This is a genomic window from Bacteroides sp. GD17, from assembly GCF_038448625.1.
Taxonomy (GTDB): domain Bacteria; phylum Bacteroidota; class Bacteroidia; order Bacteroidales; family Bacteroidaceae; genus Bacteroides.
On sequence record NZ_JBCEZS010000001.1, the window covers coordinates 60,838 to 78,014 of the forward strand.

Consider the following 17,177-nt stretch of genomic DNA (forward strand, 5'->3'; position numbering starts at 1 on the left):
GTAGCACTTATCGTATTATCACGATGCAAATATAAACATAAAAATTAAATCTGCAAATTATTTTGCTAATTCGTTATAACATTTTTATATTTGCAGCATGAAATCATGCTGAGAGCAGTATGAACTACCATAAATGATAGAAAAAAACAATTTTAAAATCTTAAAACCATGAAAACCAAGATTCTATTTACACTTTTATTTTTTGCATGTACAATGCATTACTGCTATGGACAGACGAATTTGCAAATCGCCCCGGAAAGTTTAGCAACTCCGGAGAAAAATGGAATATGGCTACAGCCTGCCCAAAACACGAAAGCACAACCCGTCTGGGGATTTGTGGATGGCATCCGGATAGGAATTGCACCACTTGGCGGTCCACGAGGGCTTATCCGTATTTATACACCTTATTTAAAACACGATGAATTCGTTGTAACCAATTTCATCGCTTTTGAACCGGTAGACAAAGCGAAAAACAACAGAGGATTATCAGAATTGGAATGGAGTAAGCTGGATGATGTTCGCGGAAAACGCTTTTGGAGTGGAAATACTGCAGAAGCGCCTTCATTTCCAGACCAGTACTATCCGGCACGTGGAGTAGTGGCCAGTGAGAATGGAGTCGAAACATTGACCGTCTATTTCTTTTGCGAAACGTTTGATAATGGCGCAGATGTCTATGTTCGGATCAGATTCACCGCAGGGAAGCCTTACGAATTTGAGTTGACTACATATAGTACAGAAGAGTCTGATGAGCTAAATCGTTTTATACTCACAGCCACTATGGGGAATAAAGCGCGACTCAGGACATTGCATCTTGCAAACGGTAAAACTAAAGAAGCCGGTCAGCTATGGCCAAACTACAAAGATTCTAATTTTACGGAACATGACCATACCTCCCTATCCGAAATGATAAAAGATAAGAATGGCGGTGCATGGTTTATAGCTTCTCCTGACGAAAAGGCCCCAACGAAAGCCGTTTACTCGGAAGACACAGATACACATTGGAAATATACCGGTAAAAAGGCAACGCAGTATTGGTATTGTCCTAAGCCGAGCAATGAGTTGGAAGGAGTTGTGAACGGACGTTATACATATTGGGCAAGCAAATCTCCGATACCCGGTGGCATTGCCTATGAGAACTTTGAATTGACTGAGCCCTTCCGTTCCGGCCAAAGTTTCATCTTCGGTATCACACCTCTTTCACCGGAGGAGTTAATAAACAAGATAACCCGATAAAACCGGTATGTAAAACGGTTCACCTTTTGGTCTAAAACTCTTCTAACTCTTACCTGCTCCCTGTTTTCTTCTTGTTTATAGAGAGGGAAAATACAAGAACCAGGTAAGAGTCGGGTAAGAACCGGGTAGGTAGGAGGTAAGAACCGGATAGAATTGTTCTATTTATCGGATTTTGTATACTTCATTTTATTGTTTGACGGATAAATTAGCCCCGGGCAAATAAAAATAGATAAGCAGTGGAAATAGATACCTTATTTCTACTGCTTGTTTTTTATGCATTTTCTCTTTGAATTATCTTCTTCTACTGCTTCTGGGCTAACCTTTCATAGCAGTATCACTACGAATTATAAAGCAAATTTAAGGCTTCTTTGTACTAGAGTTCTCTCGGAACTTAATCCGTCTCTTGCCGAAATGCTGCCGCATCTCTTCACGCAGACGCATACCAGCGATACCGTAGCGGGTACACTTACTGCTGAATGGGCAGAGAAGCTCGGACTGCCCGAAGGTATTGCCGTAGCCGTAGGAGCACTGGACGCACATATGGGTGCCGTAGGGGCTTCGGTAGCACCAGGGGTATTGACGCGCATCATCGGGACTTCTACCTGCGACATCATGGTAGCGGAGAAAACTGAGATCGGCAACCGTTGTATCAAGGGAATCTGCGGCCAGGTGGATGGATCGGTACTGCCGGGATTCATCGGCTTTGAAGCCGGGCAGTCAGCTTTCGGAGATATCTACGCCTGGTTCAAGAAAATGCTGGCATGGCCGCTGAAAAACATCCCTGACGGTGAGGAGAAGCAGAAAGTATTGGATGGCATGTTGGTCGAACTGACCCGTGAAGCCCAGGCTGTGGAACCCTCGGAAGACAGTGTTGTCGCTTTGGACTGGATGAACGGCCGACGTACTCCTGATGCCGACCAGAATGTGAAAGGAGCCATTGCAGGCCTTACTCTGGGCAGCACCGCACCGGAAGTTTTCCGGGCACTGGTTGAAGCTACTGCTTTCGGTTCCCGCCGTATCGTTGAACACATGAAAGGACAGGGGTTGCGTATCGACTCCGTCAATGCCATCGGAGGCATCAGCAAGAAAGCTCCTTTCGTGATGCAGACACTGGCAGATGTGCTGGATATGCCTATCCGTGTAGTCCGTTCGGAACAGACCTGCGCTCTGGGGGCAGCCATGTTTGCGGCTGTTGCTGCGGGGATATATCCGGATATCAGTGAGGCTACGAAACACATGGGCTCGGATATAGAAGCTGAATATCAGCCGGATAAGAAACGTTCCCTCGTTTACGAGAAACTCTACAAGAAATATCTTGAACTGGCAAAGTTTGCTGAAATTATTAATTATACAAACCATTAATCTATTCAAATCATGAAAATCAAATCTTTTATTTTGGTGGCCTTATGCATGGTCACCGTGGGTGTTTATGCTCAAAAAAACTACTCATTCAACGGATTGGATATGGGTATGGGCAATCTGTCGAGACTGTCCAATGCAAAGACACGCTCCATCAGTCCTGAGAACTTTACGGGTGAAAAGGGCAAAGGCGGCATGGCAGATCCGGTCAGAGACAAGGATCAACGGAATGTGGCAAATGCTCATCATGCGGCCAAGGACTTAGGTAAAGGTTGGAAGGTAAATCCGTTTATCATTGTAAAACCCGGAGAAACAATCACGATTGCAGAAATTGAAGGTCCTGGAGCTATCCAGCAAATCTGGATGACACCGACTGGAAACTGGCGCTTTTCCATTATCAGGATGTATTGGGATGATGAAAAAGAACCATCCGTTGAATGTCCGGTAGGGGACTTCTTCTGTAGTGCCTATAATGAATATGCGCAATTGAGTTCATTGGCTGTTTGCGTAAATCCGGGTAGTGCTTTCAATTGCTACTGGCAAATGCCTTTCCGCAAAAAAGCACGTATTACATTGGAAAATATAAACTCCAGTGAAGAAATGCGTTTGTACTACCAGATTAATTATACGTTGACTGATATTCCTGAGGATGAAGCATATTTCCATGCACAGTTCCGTCGTTCTAATCCGACTCAGGGTTCGCTGCATACTCTGATTGATGGCGTAAAAGGTAAAGGCCAGTATGTTGGTACTTATCTGGCTTGGCGTGTGAATGATAATTGCTGGTGGGGAGAAGGTGAAATCAAGTTCTATATGGATGGTGATAAGGAATACCCGACAATCTGCGGAACCGGAGCGGAAGATTATTTCTGTGGGTCTTATAACTTTGAAAATCAGAAGACTCATCAATATCAGGAATTTACTACTCCTTATGCCGGTATGCATCAAGTGCTTCGTCCGGACGGGTTGTACCGTGCAGTTACTTCTTTCGGTTTGTACCGTTGGCATATTTTGGATCCGGTGCGCTTTGACAAAGATTTGAAAGTTACTATACAAGATTTGGGATGGCGTCATGACGGTCGTTATAATAATCAAAAGTCGGATATTTCATCCACTGTTTTCTGGTATCAGGCCGAGCCGCATGCAAAATTCCCTGCTCTGCCAAGTAAAGATGACTTAGAAATTCCAAGATGGTAAGTAGAGTATACTCATCATTTTAAACCACGATGAATTATTATTAACTATTAAATCAAAGTATTATGAGAATTTTCTGTAAAAGGAATGGTTTCATAGCATTGGCATCAATGCTATCGTTAGCAGTATATGCGGGGGATAATCTTCCTCCGGTAACTGCTGTACCGGGAGTGAATGAATCGGTTCAACAAGAAAGAATCATACAGGGAACCGTTTTAGAAGAAGGCACCAGGGAGCCTCTTATTGGGGTTAATGTTGTAGTTAAAGGAACCACTATAGGTACAACTACTGATGTAGAGGGAAAATATTCTATAAGGATACCTTCTGATAATGCAGTATTGGTATTCTCTTATATCGGGCAGAGGACAGAGGAGCATTCTGTTAAGGGTTTAAGATCTTTGGATGTTGTCATGAAGAGCGATGCTACAATGCTTTCCGAGGTTGTAGTGTATACAGGATATATGACGCAAAGAAAAGCAGACTTGACTGGTTCTGTTGCAATGGCTGGTTCGGATGATCTGAAGAAAAATGCATCTGCCAATGCTATGAAGTCATTACAGGGTAAACTTGCCGGTGTACATATCACGACCAATGGCGGTAATCCTGCAGAAGGGACCACTATTCAGATCAGAGGATTATCTTCTCTGTCCGGAGGAGTCAAACCTTTGATTGTTTTGGACGGTATGCCTACCGAGAATCTTAATTTTCGGGATATAAATGCCAGTGATATTGAGTCTATCCAAGTTTTGAAAGATGCTGCTTCAGCCAGTATTTATGGAGCAAGAGCTTCCGGTGGTGTAATCCTGGTTCTAACGAAGAAAGGAAAAGAGGGAAAAACAAGTATTGAGTACAATGGTAGTGTTTCAATCAATACTGTCTTGAATAAACCCCAATTGATGAATGCCGAACAATATGGTAGAGCTGCTTTCCAGGCACAGGCATACGATGAAAGAGTTTACGGTTCGGCGATGGCATTGCCTCCGGCTTATGAATATACATGGCATAGAGATAACAATGGAATGGCTGTATTGGATGGGCTGAAAACAGCAGAATTCCTCAATGCTGATAAAACAGTAAGAGGAGCCGACACGGATTGGATGAAGGAAATCTATCAGACAGCGATTTCAACCAATCATCAGTTAACGATTTCCAATGGAACGGAAAAGTCTAAGAGTTTGTTCTCATTAGGATATTATGATAATCAGGGAACACAGAAATATACATTCTTCAGACAGTATTCAATACGTGCCAATACGGAATATAGCTTGATAAAGAATCATTTGAAAGTTGGTGAGAATCTGGCTGTGTCTTATTTGCAATACAGAGATCAGAATGAAACGCGCTGGGCAATGGTTAATCCTCCTGCTGCTCCCGTTTATGATGAGAATGGCGGATGGGCCGGAGCTGCCGGATTCGATGATTTCAGTAATCCGGTACGTCTGTTGACGATGAACAAGGATAATGTGAATAATTATGTCAAGATTATCGGTAATATTTTCCTTGACTTGAATATCTGGAAAGGAATATCGGCAAGAACTCAGTTTGGTGTAGATTATGGTAATGCTTATAATCGTGCTGTAGATGGTGTTTGGTCTGAAACAGGAGGTAGAAATAGTAATGGAGAGAATTATGTAGGTAGTTACCAGTCACATCCGCTGAGCTATGTATGGACTAATACTTTGTCGTACACGCTGAGCACCGGCAAGCATAGCCTGGATGTTGTATTGGGTACTGAAGCAACAAGATATGTTCAAGAAGGTTTCTCTGCGAGAAGAGAAGGAATCTATCTGGAAGATAGAGACTTTGCTCACCTTGGTGTAACTACCGGAACAAAATACCAACTTGGCAGTTCGGCAGATGAATATACTTATTTCTCTTTGTTTGGTAAAGCCAACTATGTTTATAACGGGAAGTATCTGTTTTCTGCTACTGTACGTCGTGATGGTTCTTCTTTGTTTGGTGCAAATAACCGTTATGCTACATTCCCGGCTTTCTCTGCCGGCTGGAGAATCAAGGATGAGGCTTTCATGGAAGATATCAGCTTCTTGTCCGATCTTAAATTACGTGCCAGCTGGGGATCAAACGGAAGTGTGCAAGGCTTGCCAAGAGGATATACTACTACTCCGTTTACAACAGACTATTTCGGTACTTCCTATCCTATTCAGGGTAATGAAACGGGACCTTTGTACTCTGGTTACAGCAGAACTTGGATTGGAAATCCTGACCTGAAGTGGGAAACTACTACACAGACTGATCTGGCTGTTGACTTTGGTTTCCTGAACCAGCGTATTACCGGTTCTTTGGGTTATTATTATAAGAAAACAAAGGATATCCTTGTTCAGACTCCCTATATTGCAGTTATGGGAGAAGGTGGTGAGCCTTGGATCAATGGTGCAAGTATGAATAATCAGGGAATTGAATTTGAAGTTAGCCTTAGAAATGCTCCGGGTGCTGCATTCCAGTACACGATTTCAGCAAATATCGGAACTTACAAGACTAAGTTGGTTGAACTTCCTACAAACGTAATTAATAAGTATCCGGGTGATGGTATACGTGACTTTGTAATAGGCAGATCGCCCAATGTCTTCTACGGTCTTGTAGCAGATGGTATATTCAAGACACAGGAAGAAGTGGACAGACATGCAGAGCAACCGGGAAAGGCAATAGGCCGAATCCGTTACAAGGATTTGGATGGTGATGGAGTAGTCAATGAACTGACTGACAGAACATACATTGGTACGACAGATCCTGACTTCTTCGGAGGACTTACTTTTGATTTCAAATACCGCAATTTTGATTTGAATCTGTTCTTCCAAGGTGTCTTCGGGAATCAGGTAAACAACATCTGGAAACAAGAAAGCGACTTCTGGAGTATATCAGGTTCCGTTCCCTCAGGAAAGAACCATTCAACCAGATTGCTGAAGGCTTGGTCATTTGATAATCCGAATTCCGATATTCCGGCTATGACGAATACGACTGTCAATAACGAACAGAGATTGTCTACCTATTACATAGAAGATGGTTCTTACTTGAAGTTGAGAAATATAGAATTAGGTTATACTTTCCCAAGCAAAATCACAGATAAGATGATGATGAAGAATTTAAGAGTATATGCTTCAGCAAGAAATGTATTTACTCTGAAGAAATTCTGGGGAGCCGACCAATATACCAGTTTCGATCCGGAAATGCCTGACTATGGATATTTAACTCCGTTTACAATGACTTTCGGACTTAATGTTACATTTTAATTAGAAAAACACAATGAAGAAGTTTATATCGTTATTATTGGTTTTAACCGCTATATTGGGGTTAAACAGTTGTGATGACTTTTTGGAAGTAAATCCTAAACAAGTTTTAGATGAAAATCTGCTGAGCAAACCAAGTGATATGGAAGGTTTCGTGACGGCAGCTTATGCAAGAATGACGGATATCCCGACTTGGGATTCACCATTTGCGTTCTGGTGGTCTGGTTCATTACGTTCTGACGACTCTTACAAGGCAGGTGGAGGAACTTGGGACGGTGGTGACGGTTGGGGATATATGGAGACTTTTGTCAACTTGACTCCTAACGGATGGCCGCTTGATTATCCATGGTATGTTTCTTATCAGGTTATACAGAGATGTAACACTGCCATACAAAAGATGGAGCCGATATCTGAAGCTGATTTTCCTGTGAAGAATAGTAGAATGGGAGAAGTGTTGTTTATCCGTACATTCACTCATTTCAGACTTAAGCAGTTCTTTAAATATATACCCTATATTGATGAAAAGGTGGTAGGAACTTCAGCTGATTTTGAGGCTATACCGAACAGAGACAAGAATTATCCGAACGACCAATACTTGTGGGAAAGAATTCTTCAGGATTTTAAAACTGCAGAGTCTCTTCTTCCTGAAGTACAGATGGATAAGGGAAGAATTAATAAGAATGCCGCAACGGCAATGGTTGCAAGAACTTTGATGTTCATGGCTTACGAGCAGGATGACAGGCATCAGGTTATCAACGTCAATAAAGAAAGACTGACTGAGGCGTTGACTTATCTGAATAAATTGACCGACCAGGAAGGTAATGCACTGGATTTGTGCAGTGACTTTGGCGAGAATTTTGTGATTGAATCCGACAATAAAACCAAAGAATCTATTTGGGAAATTCAGTATTCCATAAATGATGGCAGCTCAACGGGAGGTAAGATCAACAGAAGTGAAGGTTTGAACCATCCTTGGGAATGGGGAGGATTCCATTGCTGTGATTATCACCACGTAAGCTATACGATGGGTAATGCATTCAAGACTGGTGCCGACGGGTTGCCATTGTTCGATTCGTACAATGATGATTGCTATGGTGAGTATATTAAGAACCCTGATGGTTCGGATAATATTCCGGCTATAGAGGCGGGTAATAAGGCTTATTTTGACCGTTATAATTTTGACCCTCGTTTCAGCCATACGGTATGTGCACCCGGTCAGCCTTGGAAATACGATCCTTACTTGATATTTGAGAGCAGAGGTATCCGTAATGGTATGGAATATGGTTATCTGAAATCTGTAAAAGAGTTGCCGCATCCCGATTGTGAATGTCTGTTATATGACGGTTGGGAATTCAATTCTATGAATAAGCGACTGATCAGATACGATGAAGTGGTATTGTGGAAGGCAGAAGTCCTTATCCAGTTAGACAGATGGGATGAGGCCTTGCCTTTAATCAACAAAATTCGTCAACGGGCGGCAAATAGTACCGGAAGGCTGAAAATGGCAGATGACAAACCAATCATGAATTATAAATGTGAACTGTATAAGCCTGGTGTGAACTGTACTTGGACCAAAGATTTTGCATGGAAAGCTCTGGAATGGGAGAATCGTCTTGAATTTGCTTGCGAAGGACGCCGTTTCTTTGACCTGCAACGTTGGGGTACTTTGGAAAAGACCATGAATGCATATTTTGCGATAGAAAGAAACAGATTCGAGTGGATGAACATTGCGCGCTTTACTGCAGGTAGAGATGAGTTCTTCCCTATCCATACAAACCAGATGGTATACGCAAAAGGCAATTATACACAGAATCCGGGATATTAATATTGAACTCTTAAAATTGTAATTATGAAAAATATAGTAAAAATATTCATGGTAGTGCTTACTTGTTTACTGGCTACCAGTTGTTACGATAGAGATGTTATTGATAGCAAAGGAACTCATTATGTTTTGCCTAAGGTGGAAAACCTTGATTATTCAAAGCAAGGAAATGCAGTTAAACTGACCTGGCAAATCCCCGGTAATGTACCTGCAGAGTTTTTAAGACCCTTGGAAGTGAGTATCCAGAAAGTGGAGAATGATATTTATACAGATGTGATTACGATTCCCAGTGAAGGAACCTCTGCTGAAGGCATTGCAATCGATGCAGACAGCAAGTATAGATTCATTGTAAAATTGGTGGGAACGTTGACGGATGAAGCAACAGAACCCGGAATATCCAATAGGATCTATTCTGAAGGTCAGGTTATTGAAATCCAATAATTCGCTTTTAATTTTTTATAGAGAGTGTGCGGGCACACTCTCTATAAATTTTTCTTTTTTGTGCCTTTGAACCAACTTCTATACAATACACAATTAAAAATTAGGTGAATAACATGAAAAACATACTCTTTATAGTTCTTTCTTCCTTTATATCTTTGTTTTCCTCTTGTTCTGACGAGCAAGAGAATGAACCTTATATACCGGTTGACGAGATTATATCTTCGGAAACCTATTTGGTCCCGGATAAGGATACAAAGGCTGTATCAACTACCTTGAACTTTAAGAATCTTGATGACATAGACTATTTGATAGTTAAAAAGAGCGGAGGGGATAACTATTCGGTCAAGATAAATCAGAGCGAACTTTCTTCAAATTATAAATTCAACTATACAATTCAGAAAACGGACCCGGAGAGCTTTAGATTGGTGTTGATAGCCTTCTATAAAGATGGGAATATGTCGAACGAGCTTTCGCTGGACATAGACAACCGTTGGGGATTTTTTATTCGTAAGGTTTCCCGGATAGCCCGCGTTACAGGAAGTGCGATGCCTGAAGAAACTTTTCCCAGCCCGAATAATACAGCTGTGAAATGGAATGTCGGTGGAACTGACCTTGGTATTATATGGGAGATGCAACCCGGGAAATATGGAATCTTTTTTGGAGATACTTTTGGACGCGATTTTAAGCCTGATCAGTCTAACCCTGGCCCGAATGGCGGTAGCTGGCGTAGTAATGTATTGGCCTTTTCAGAAGATGACGACCTGGAAGACGGACTGTCTTTCAGTGGCATGGCTGTAAATGAGAAAGGGGATGCACGGGAGATTGTATTTGGTGGAAAAGATACATCGGGCAATGGTGACTGGACATCTATCCCTACAGCGGCTATTCATGCCAATGGAGCAGAGTATGTGCACTATTTTAATATGAAAAACTGGACCGGATGGATTACAAATTATTCCGGTATGTATAAATCAACCGATGCAGGTACTACTTGGAGCAAATGCGAGGGTGTATCTTTCTCATCTTACAGTAATTTTGGGCAAGTAGGTTATTTCAAGAAAGACGGGTATGTTTATATGATCGGTACCCAGACAGGAAGGGATAGTAGTGCCCGCTTGGCACGGTTTCTGGAAGCTGATATAGAGAATCAGAATAATTATGAGTATTGGGAAGAATCGACCGGTCAATGGGTAAAAGGTGATGAAAGCAAAGCAACGGTTATTATAAACGATAAAGTGGGAGAGTTGTCCTTTATATATAATGAGAAACATAAGAAGTGGATAATCGCTTACTTTAATTCCGACAGATACAACATAACGATGCGTACAGCAGAAAATATAACGGGTCCATGGAGTGATCCTTACGAACTGGCCAATGGCAAAGATTATGCCCAGCTCTATGGCTCTTTCTTCCATCCATTGTCTGTAAAAGGCGATAATTTGTATTTTACAATGTCAATGTGGCTGCCATACAATGCTTTTCTTATGAAGGTTGAGTTGGCTGATATGGGTAATTTTTCAGATTGAATTAATAAAACAATTATTTTATTATGGTAAAAATGACTTTGACTTTATTAGCCTTGTTGAATATGGCTATACTGTTCCCGAGCAGAACAATGGCTCAGAACAGCAGATCTTTTCCTGCTGAATCAGGAAGAGAGTTTAATGGCGAATATCAAAAAGAATATTTGGACCGGGTTGCATTCCCTATTGGCGGTATTGGTGCCGGTATGTTTTGTTTGGAGGGAACCGGTGCTATCTCACATGTATCGCTTAAAAATCATCCGGATGTAATGAACGAACCTTATGCTTTTGCAGCTATATACGTAAAAGGCTCGGGAGCAAAAGTACTGGAAGGCCAGGTACCGACCTGGAAGTTATTTGGTCCCGTTCAGAGTGGTTTGGGTAGGGGAGATAAGACGTATGGTTTGCCCCGCTTTGAAGAAGCGGCTTTCCGGGCACGTTTCCCTTTTGCAACCATAGATTTAAAAGATAAGGATTTGCCTTTGGAAGTAAAGATAGTGGGTTGGAGTCCTTTTATCCCGACAGACGCCGATAATTCCAGCTTGCCGGCAGGAGTGTTGGAGTATCAGTTTACGAATATTTCAGATAAGAATGTCGAAACAATCTTTTCTTATAATGCAAAGAACTTTATCGACGGTCAGGGAAATATCCAAAAAGTAAAGAACGGATTTGCCTTGAAACCTGCACAGGACAATGATAAGAACGGATTGGCTGTTTATGTCGATAATGATAAGGCGGTAGTAGATTATTGCTGGTTCCGTGGTGGTTGGTTCGATTCTCAGACAGTGGTTTGGGATAACATTCGTCATGGGAGAATAGTCGATAATCAACCGGTTAAGGGAGTTTCCCCCGGAGCATCTGTTTATGTGCCGATAGAGTTGCAGCCGGGAGAAACGAAAACCATTCAAGTAAACTTCTGCTGGTATTTGCCCGATTCAGATCTTTCTATCGGTATTGCAAGGAAAACAGGTAGTGCATTTGTGGGTGGTCTTTCCAAAGGAACAGCCCCTGCACAGCAGACTGTAAGTGGATTTATAGGCAAGCAACTATTGAATTCATTCGATCACGGAGGCGACGGATTAATGGGCATTATCCAGTCTCCTGAATTTAATATCGGGAAAAGATATTTGAAATTCTTAGTCGGTGGGGGTAATCAGGCCGATTGTACCTCTGTGAATCTGGTTGTAGATGGGAAGATTGTGCTGACGGCAGTTGGCAATCAGTCGGAGATACTGAATGAAGCTATATGGGATTTAAAACCTTTCCAAGGGAAAAAAGCCTCAATAAAAATCATTGATTTGGATGCTCAACCATGGGGACATGTCTTGGCTGACCAATTCGTACTTACAAACGATCAGAATGAAGATTTGCATAATCCGTCTTCTTCGGCAATAGTATTCGAAGACTTTGAAGGTGATGACTGGGGAGACTGGCAGATTTTGGATTCTTCTGTGGAGGAGAAGCAATTCGTTGCAAACGTAGATGAAACTGAAGCCACATACAGACCTTGGTATTCTGAACGGTTCAAGAATTTGAATGACGTCATTCAATATTGGAACACAAATAGTTCAATGTTAAAGGATAACAGTAAGCTGTTCAGTAATGCATTCTACGATTCCACTCTGCCAGCAGAAGTGCTGGAGGCTGTTGCTGCTAATTTGACTATATTGAAATCTCCTACAGTATTGCGCCAGTGGGACGGAAGGTTCTGGGCTTGGGAAGGATGCGAAGATTATAGAGGTTCTTGTCATGGAAGTTGTACCCACGTATGGAACTATGCCCAAGCTTTGCCTCATCTTTTCCCGTCTTTGGAAAGAACGTTGCGTGAAACTGAGTTTAAAGTAAGTCAGAATGCTGAGGGGCATCAGAACTTTAGATCAAACATGCCTATCTCTACGCCACCCCATAATTTCCATGCTGCTGCCGACGGACAGTTGGGCGGAATTATGAAAGTTTATCGTGAATGGCGTATCAGCGGAGACACGCAGTGGATAAAAAAACTTTTCCCTGCAGTGAAGAAAAGCCTAGACTACTGTATCCGTACATGGGATCCTTTGCATAAGGGCTATCTTGAAGAACCGCACCATAATACTTACGATATTGAATTCTGGGGACCGGACGGCATGTGTACCAGTTTCTATTTAGGAGCTTTGACTGCTTTTATAGAGATGGGAAAAGAGCTGAAGCAGCCCGTTAAAGAATATGCAGCCTTGCTGGCGAAAGGTAAAAAGTACATGGAGAATACTCTTTTTGATGGAGAGTACTTCATACAGAAGATTCAATGGGAAGGACTTCAGGCGCCCAATCCGGTGAATGTAATGTCTTTCGGAGGGAGTTATTCAGAAGAAGCGCTGAAATTACTCAAGGAGGAAGGACCTAAATACCAGTATGGCACAGGTTGTTTGTCCGATGGTATTTTGGGCATGTGGATGGCTTCTGTATGTGGGTTGGATGAAGTGCTTGATAACGAGAAAGTCAAAAGCCATTTGCTGTCTGTACATAAGTACAATTTGAGGAATAATCTGATAGACCATTTCAATCCTCAAAGACCGGCTTATGCTTGTGGTAAAGAAGGCGGGTTACTGCTTTGTACATGGCCGAAGGGTGGTGCGCTGTCATTGCCTTTTGTATATAGCAACGAAGTATGGACAGGCATCGAATATCAGGTTGCCAGTCATTTGATGATGAAGGGCGAAGTAGAGAAGGGGTTGGATATTGTTCGCGAGTGTCGGGAGCGTTATGATGGAAGAGTAAGGAATCCATTCGACGAAATAGAATGCGGGCATTGGTATGCACGGGCTATGGCAAGTTATGGCATGTTGCAGGGACTTACCGGAGTAAGATATGATGCCGTTGACAAGACCATGTATATTGATTCTAAGATTGGCGACTTTAAAAGTTTTATCAGTACTGATACTGGTTTTGGCACCATTGAATGGAAAGATGGAAAGCCTTCTCTGAATGTGGTTTATGGTACCATTGATGTGAAACACTATAATATCAATACCCATTAAAAAATGACCGTGAAAAAGATTCTTATTTTATGTACCGTTATGCTTTGCTGTGCAGTTGTTTCTGCGCAGCAAAAGCTGTCGGTATCTTCTCCAGACGGAAAACTGAAGTTTACATTGAATGTTACTGCTGAAACTGCGTCTTATGCCATAGCTTTTCAGAAGCAGGTTTTAGTGGGTAATTCTTTGCTGGGCTTTAGTTTCAATAGTGGAGAATTCGGCAGTAATTTGAAGGTGGGCAAGGTACAACGTAGGAAAATTGATGAGACCTATGACCTGGTGGTAGGAAAGGTCAGCCAAGCACGCAACCACTGCAACGAGATGGTAGTACCGTTGCAAGAGAAGTCCGGACCGGAAAGGTTGATAAACCTGGTGGTAAGGGCGTTCAACGACGGTATAGCATTCCGTTATGAATTCCCCCAACAGAAAGGATGGAACTCTTATGTGATGTATGATGAGAAAACACAGTTCAATCTGGAAGGAAACCCGATGGCACTGCTGATGTATCTGCCGGGATATGTAAATACACACGAAGGAGTTTATAATCATGTAAGATACAATGAGGTTGCAAAGAAACGCCTGATTGAGATGCCGGCTACCTTTGAATTCGATAATAACATCTTTATGTCCATTACAGAAGCTGCCATACGCGATTATGCAGGAATGTATCTGGTGAAGGAAAAGGATAAACTGGTAGGAAAGTTATCCCCGAAGTTGGGACAGGAGAAGGTTAAGGTTGAAATTAATGAATTCCCACATCGTACCCCATGGCGTGTTGTTTCCATAGCCGACCGTGTAGGAGGGCTTCTTGAGACCAATATCCTCACCAGTCTGAATGAGCCCTGCAAAATGGAAGACACCTCATGGATAAAGCCTTGCAGAACCACATTCACCTGGTGGAACGGAAACGTAGTGCCCGACAGTACATTCTCTCCGGGGAATAACTTTGAGACTAATAAATACTATATTGACTTTGCAGCCCGGAATGGCTTGGATGCACATGGCATCTATGGTTATGCGGAAACACCGTGGTACTATGACGATAATTTCAATTTTGGATGGGCTGGCCCCAATGCAGACATCACAAAGCCGATACCCTGCCTGAACATGCCACGTATCGCAGAGTATGCAAAAAGTAAAGGCGTAGGAATACATCTCTGGGTGCATTGGAGACCTTTGTATGACAAATTGGAGGAAGCCTTTGCATTGTATGAAACGTGGGGCGTGAAGGGACTGATGGTAGACTTCATGGACCGAAATGACCAGGAGATGATACGGATTCAGGAAGATATCTTGAAGTGTGCCGCCAGGCATCGTCTGTTTATCCAGTTCCACGGTTCCAGCAAGCCTTCGGGATTGGTACGTACTTATCCCAATGAGTTTACCCGGGAAGGTACGCTCAATTATGAAGTCTGCAAATGGGATACGTTGGTGAATGCAGACCATGACATCTCCATACCGTTTACCCGTATGCTTGCAGGTGCTACTGACTATCATTTGGGAGGCTTTCGTGCTTTGCCACGTTCAAAGTTCAAGATACAGTATGTCAATCCGTATGTGATGAGTACCCGTTGCCACATGCTGGCTATGTATGTAGTTCTGGAGAATCATCTCACTTCCTTGTGCGACAAGCCTGAGGCCTATGAAGGGCAGCCCGGATTTGAAGTGTTGCAGACCGTACCCGGTACCTGGGATGAAATCCATGTACCGTTGGCAAAGATAAACGAATACGTCACGGTAGCCCGCCGCAGTGGTTCGGATTGGTGGGTAGGTACACTGAACAACGGTACTGCCCGCAATCTGCAGTTGAAACTTGATTTCCTGGGTGAGGGAGACTATCAGGCTACCATCTACACCGATGCAAAGGATGTGAACGAGAATGCCAACCATCTGGACAAGGAAGTACGTAAGGTTACGAAGAAAGATGTGGTAGAGTTGCCATTGGCTTCAGATGGGGGGACTGTAGTACATATAATCAAGTTATAATTTTGATAGATAGAAGAATGTGTTTACCAATCATTTAATCACTTATAAAACAAAGACAATGAAAATGAGAAAGATTACAAAAGTTAGTTTATTACTATCCCTCGTATTGGGATTGTATTTGCCTACTGTTTTCGCACAGACGAACATGACCAATGAGATGTTTGACCTGGCAAAGCTAAAGTCAGGAGTAAAAAACAAGCGGATTTCCAGTACGGACCCGACTGGTGGTAACAGGGATCACTTAGAACCTTTTAAGCCGGGTGAGAAGCGGATTATCGCGGACATCAAGGGAGCGGGAGCCATCAATCACATTTGGGTGACCATTGCGCCTCCTCCTCCCACTTTGAGCAGAAACGATATTATTATCCGCATGTACTGGGATGGAAACGACTACCCTTCTGTGGAGTCTCCTATCGGACCTTTCTTCGGTCAGGGTTGGGACGAAAGATACAACTATGCATCCCTTCCTCTTTCGGCAGGTCCTGAAAATGGTACCGGTATGTCATGCTATTTCACTATGCCTTTTGAAAAAGGTGCACGCATTGAAATCGAGAATCAGAGTGACAGGAACATTGATGCTTTCTATTTCTATGTGGACTATCTGGAAATGGATAAACTTCCCAAAGATATGGGCAGATTCCATGCATGGTATAACCATAGTCTGACAGAGGCACTTCCTGAAGGTGAAACCGAATGGGGCGCTGTGGGCCCGCAAAAACCGAACAAAGACGGCAAAGACAATTACGTGTTTATCGAAACAGCAGGTAAGGGTCATTTTGTAGGCATTAACTACTATGTACACTGTCCTTCTCCTATGTGGTATGGCGAAGGTGACGACATGTGGTTCATCGACGGAGAAAAGATGCCTTCGTTGGTAGGTACGGGTACAGAAGACTTTTTCAATACATCGTGGTGTCCTAAACAGCCTTTCTCACATCCGTATTTCGGTTATCCTCGAGTAAACAATGACGTAGGTTGGCTGGGGCGTACACATGTTTATCGTTTCTTTATTGCAGATCCTATTTTCTTTGAAAAGAGTTTGAAGGGAGCCATTGAACACGGACATGGCAATAACCTGACATTGGATCTGGCCAGTGTAGCTTATTGGTACCAAGATTCGGCAACGGCTCTTCCTGCTGCTCCTACAAAGGCTGAACGTGCTCTGAAGCCGTTTATTAATCCTACAGATATACATCGGTGGAGAGATGCTTGGCGTAAGTCTAAAGGCAATAAGTCGACTCTTTGGGGGAACGAATAAATATCTTCTTTTTGTTTACGGCTTCTTTATGCAGTGAAAGGGGGATTTTCATCTGTTACAACAGGGAATTTATACCCGGAAAGTCCTGTTTATTTCTCGTTTGAC

Annotated in this window: 10 protein-coding genes; all 10 read left to right on the top strand. The window is 42.7% G+C overall.

The window, feature by feature from the left end:
- Nucleotides 1-168 precede the first annotated feature (168 nt).
- Nucleotides 169-1,233: a hypothetical protein gene (locus AAE250_RS00215; RefSeq protein WP_342288612.1), complete on the top strand. Its 1,065-nt coding sequence runs from the start codon at nucleotides 169-171 to the stop codon at nucleotides 1,231-1,233.
- A gap of 411 nt (nucleotides 1,234-1,644) precedes the next feature.
- On the top strand, nucleotides 1,645-2,595 hold the full coding sequence (locus AAE250_RS00220; protein ID WP_342288613.1) for an FGGY-family carbohydrate kinase: 951 nt from the start codon (nucleotides 1,645-1,647) through the stop codon (nucleotides 2,593-2,595).
- A gap of 12 nt (nucleotides 2,596-2,607) precedes the next feature.
- A complete protein-coding gene (locus tag AAE250_RS00225; protein WP_294599612.1) occupies nucleotides 2,608-3,789 on the top strand; it encodes a glycoside hydrolase family 172 protein in 1,182 nt (393 codons plus the stop codon).
- Nucleotides 3,790-3,851: 62 nt separating this feature from the next.
- Entirely contained in the window at nucleotides 3,852-7,034 is a 3,183-nt protein-coding gene (locus AAE250_RS00230; RefSeq protein ID WP_342288614.1) for a SusC/RagA family TonB-linked outer membrane protein, read from the top strand.
- Between the two features lie 13 nt (nucleotides 7,035-7,047).
- Nucleotides 7,048-8,856 carry a RagB/SusD family nutrient uptake outer membrane protein gene (locus AAE250_RS00235; protein ID WP_294599607.1) on the top strand — a complete coding sequence of 603 codons (1,809 nt, stop codon included), beginning with the start codon at nucleotides 7,048-7,050 and terminating at the stop codon, nucleotides 8,854-8,856.
- Nucleotides 8,857-8,880: 24 nt separating this feature from the next.
- Nucleotides 8,881-9,294 (top strand): DUF4945 domain-containing protein, encoded by a 414-nt coding sequence (locus AAE250_RS00240; protein WP_294599604.1) that lies wholly within the window; start codon nucleotides 8,881-8,883, stop codon nucleotides 9,292-9,294.
- A gap of 113 nt (nucleotides 9,295-9,407) precedes the next feature.
- Nucleotides 9,408-10,820 carry a DUF4185 domain-containing protein gene (locus AAE250_RS00245; RefSeq protein WP_294599601.1) on the top strand — a complete coding sequence of 471 codons (1,413 nt, stop codon included), beginning with the start codon at nucleotides 9,408-9,410 and terminating at the stop codon, nucleotides 10,818-10,820.
- 23 nt (nucleotides 10,821-10,843) lie between these two features.
- Complete coding sequence (locus tag AAE250_RS00250; protein WP_294599600.1) at nucleotides 10,844-13,831, top strand: GH116 family glycosyl hydrolase; 2,988 nt, start codon at nucleotides 10,844-10,846, stop codon at nucleotides 13,829-13,831.
- Between the two features lie 3 nt (nucleotides 13,832-13,834).
- Nucleotides 13,835-15,814: a glycoside hydrolase family 97 protein gene (locus tag AAE250_RS00255; RefSeq protein ID WP_294599598.1), complete on the top strand. Its 1,980-nt coding sequence runs from the start codon at nucleotides 13,835-13,837 to the stop codon at nucleotides 15,812-15,814.
- Nucleotides 15,815-15,878: 64 nt separating this feature from the next.
- Complete coding sequence (locus AAE250_RS00260; protein ID WP_294599595.1) at nucleotides 15,879-17,072, top strand: glycoside hydrolase family 172 protein; 1,194 nt, start codon at nucleotides 15,879-15,881, stop codon at nucleotides 17,070-17,072.
- Nucleotides 17,073-17,177 lie beyond the last annotated feature (105 nt).

Coding starts and splice junctions, on each gene's coding strand:
- AAE250_RS00255 (WP_294599598.1), top strand. CDS start 13,835: ATGACCGTGAAAAAGATTCTTATTTTATGTACCGTTATGCTTTGCTGT.
- AAE250_RS00240 (WP_294599604.1), top strand. CDS start 8,881: ATGAAAAATATAGTAAAAATATTCATGGTAGTGCTTACTTGTTTACTG.
- AAE250_RS00215 (WP_342288612.1), top strand. CDS start 169: ATGAAAACCAAGATTCTATTTACACTTTTATTTTTTGCATGTACAATG.
- AAE250_RS00225 (WP_294599612.1), top strand. CDS start 2,608: ATGAAAATCAAATCTTTTATTTTGGTGGCCTTATGCATGGTCACCGTG.
- AAE250_RS00250 (WP_294599600.1), top strand. CDS start 10,844: ATGGTAAAAATGACTTTGACTTTATTAGCCTTGTTGAATATGGCTATA.
- AAE250_RS00220 (WP_342288613.1), top strand. CDS start 1,645: ATGCTGCCGCATCTCTTCACGCAGACGCATACCAGCGATACCGTAGCG.
- AAE250_RS00245 (WP_294599601.1), top strand. CDS start 9,408: ATGAAAAACATACTCTTTATAGTTCTTTCTTCCTTTATATCTTTGTTT.
- AAE250_RS00260 (WP_294599595.1), top strand. CDS start 15,879: ATGAGAAAGATTACAAAAGTTAGTTTATTACTATCCCTCGTATTGGGA.
- AAE250_RS00230 (WP_342288614.1), top strand. CDS start 3,852: ATGAGAATTTTCTGTAAAAGGAATGGTTTCATAGCATTGGCATCAATG.
- AAE250_RS00235 (WP_294599607.1), top strand. CDS start 7,048: ATGAAGAAGTTTATATCGTTATTATTGGTTTTAACCGCTATATTGGGG.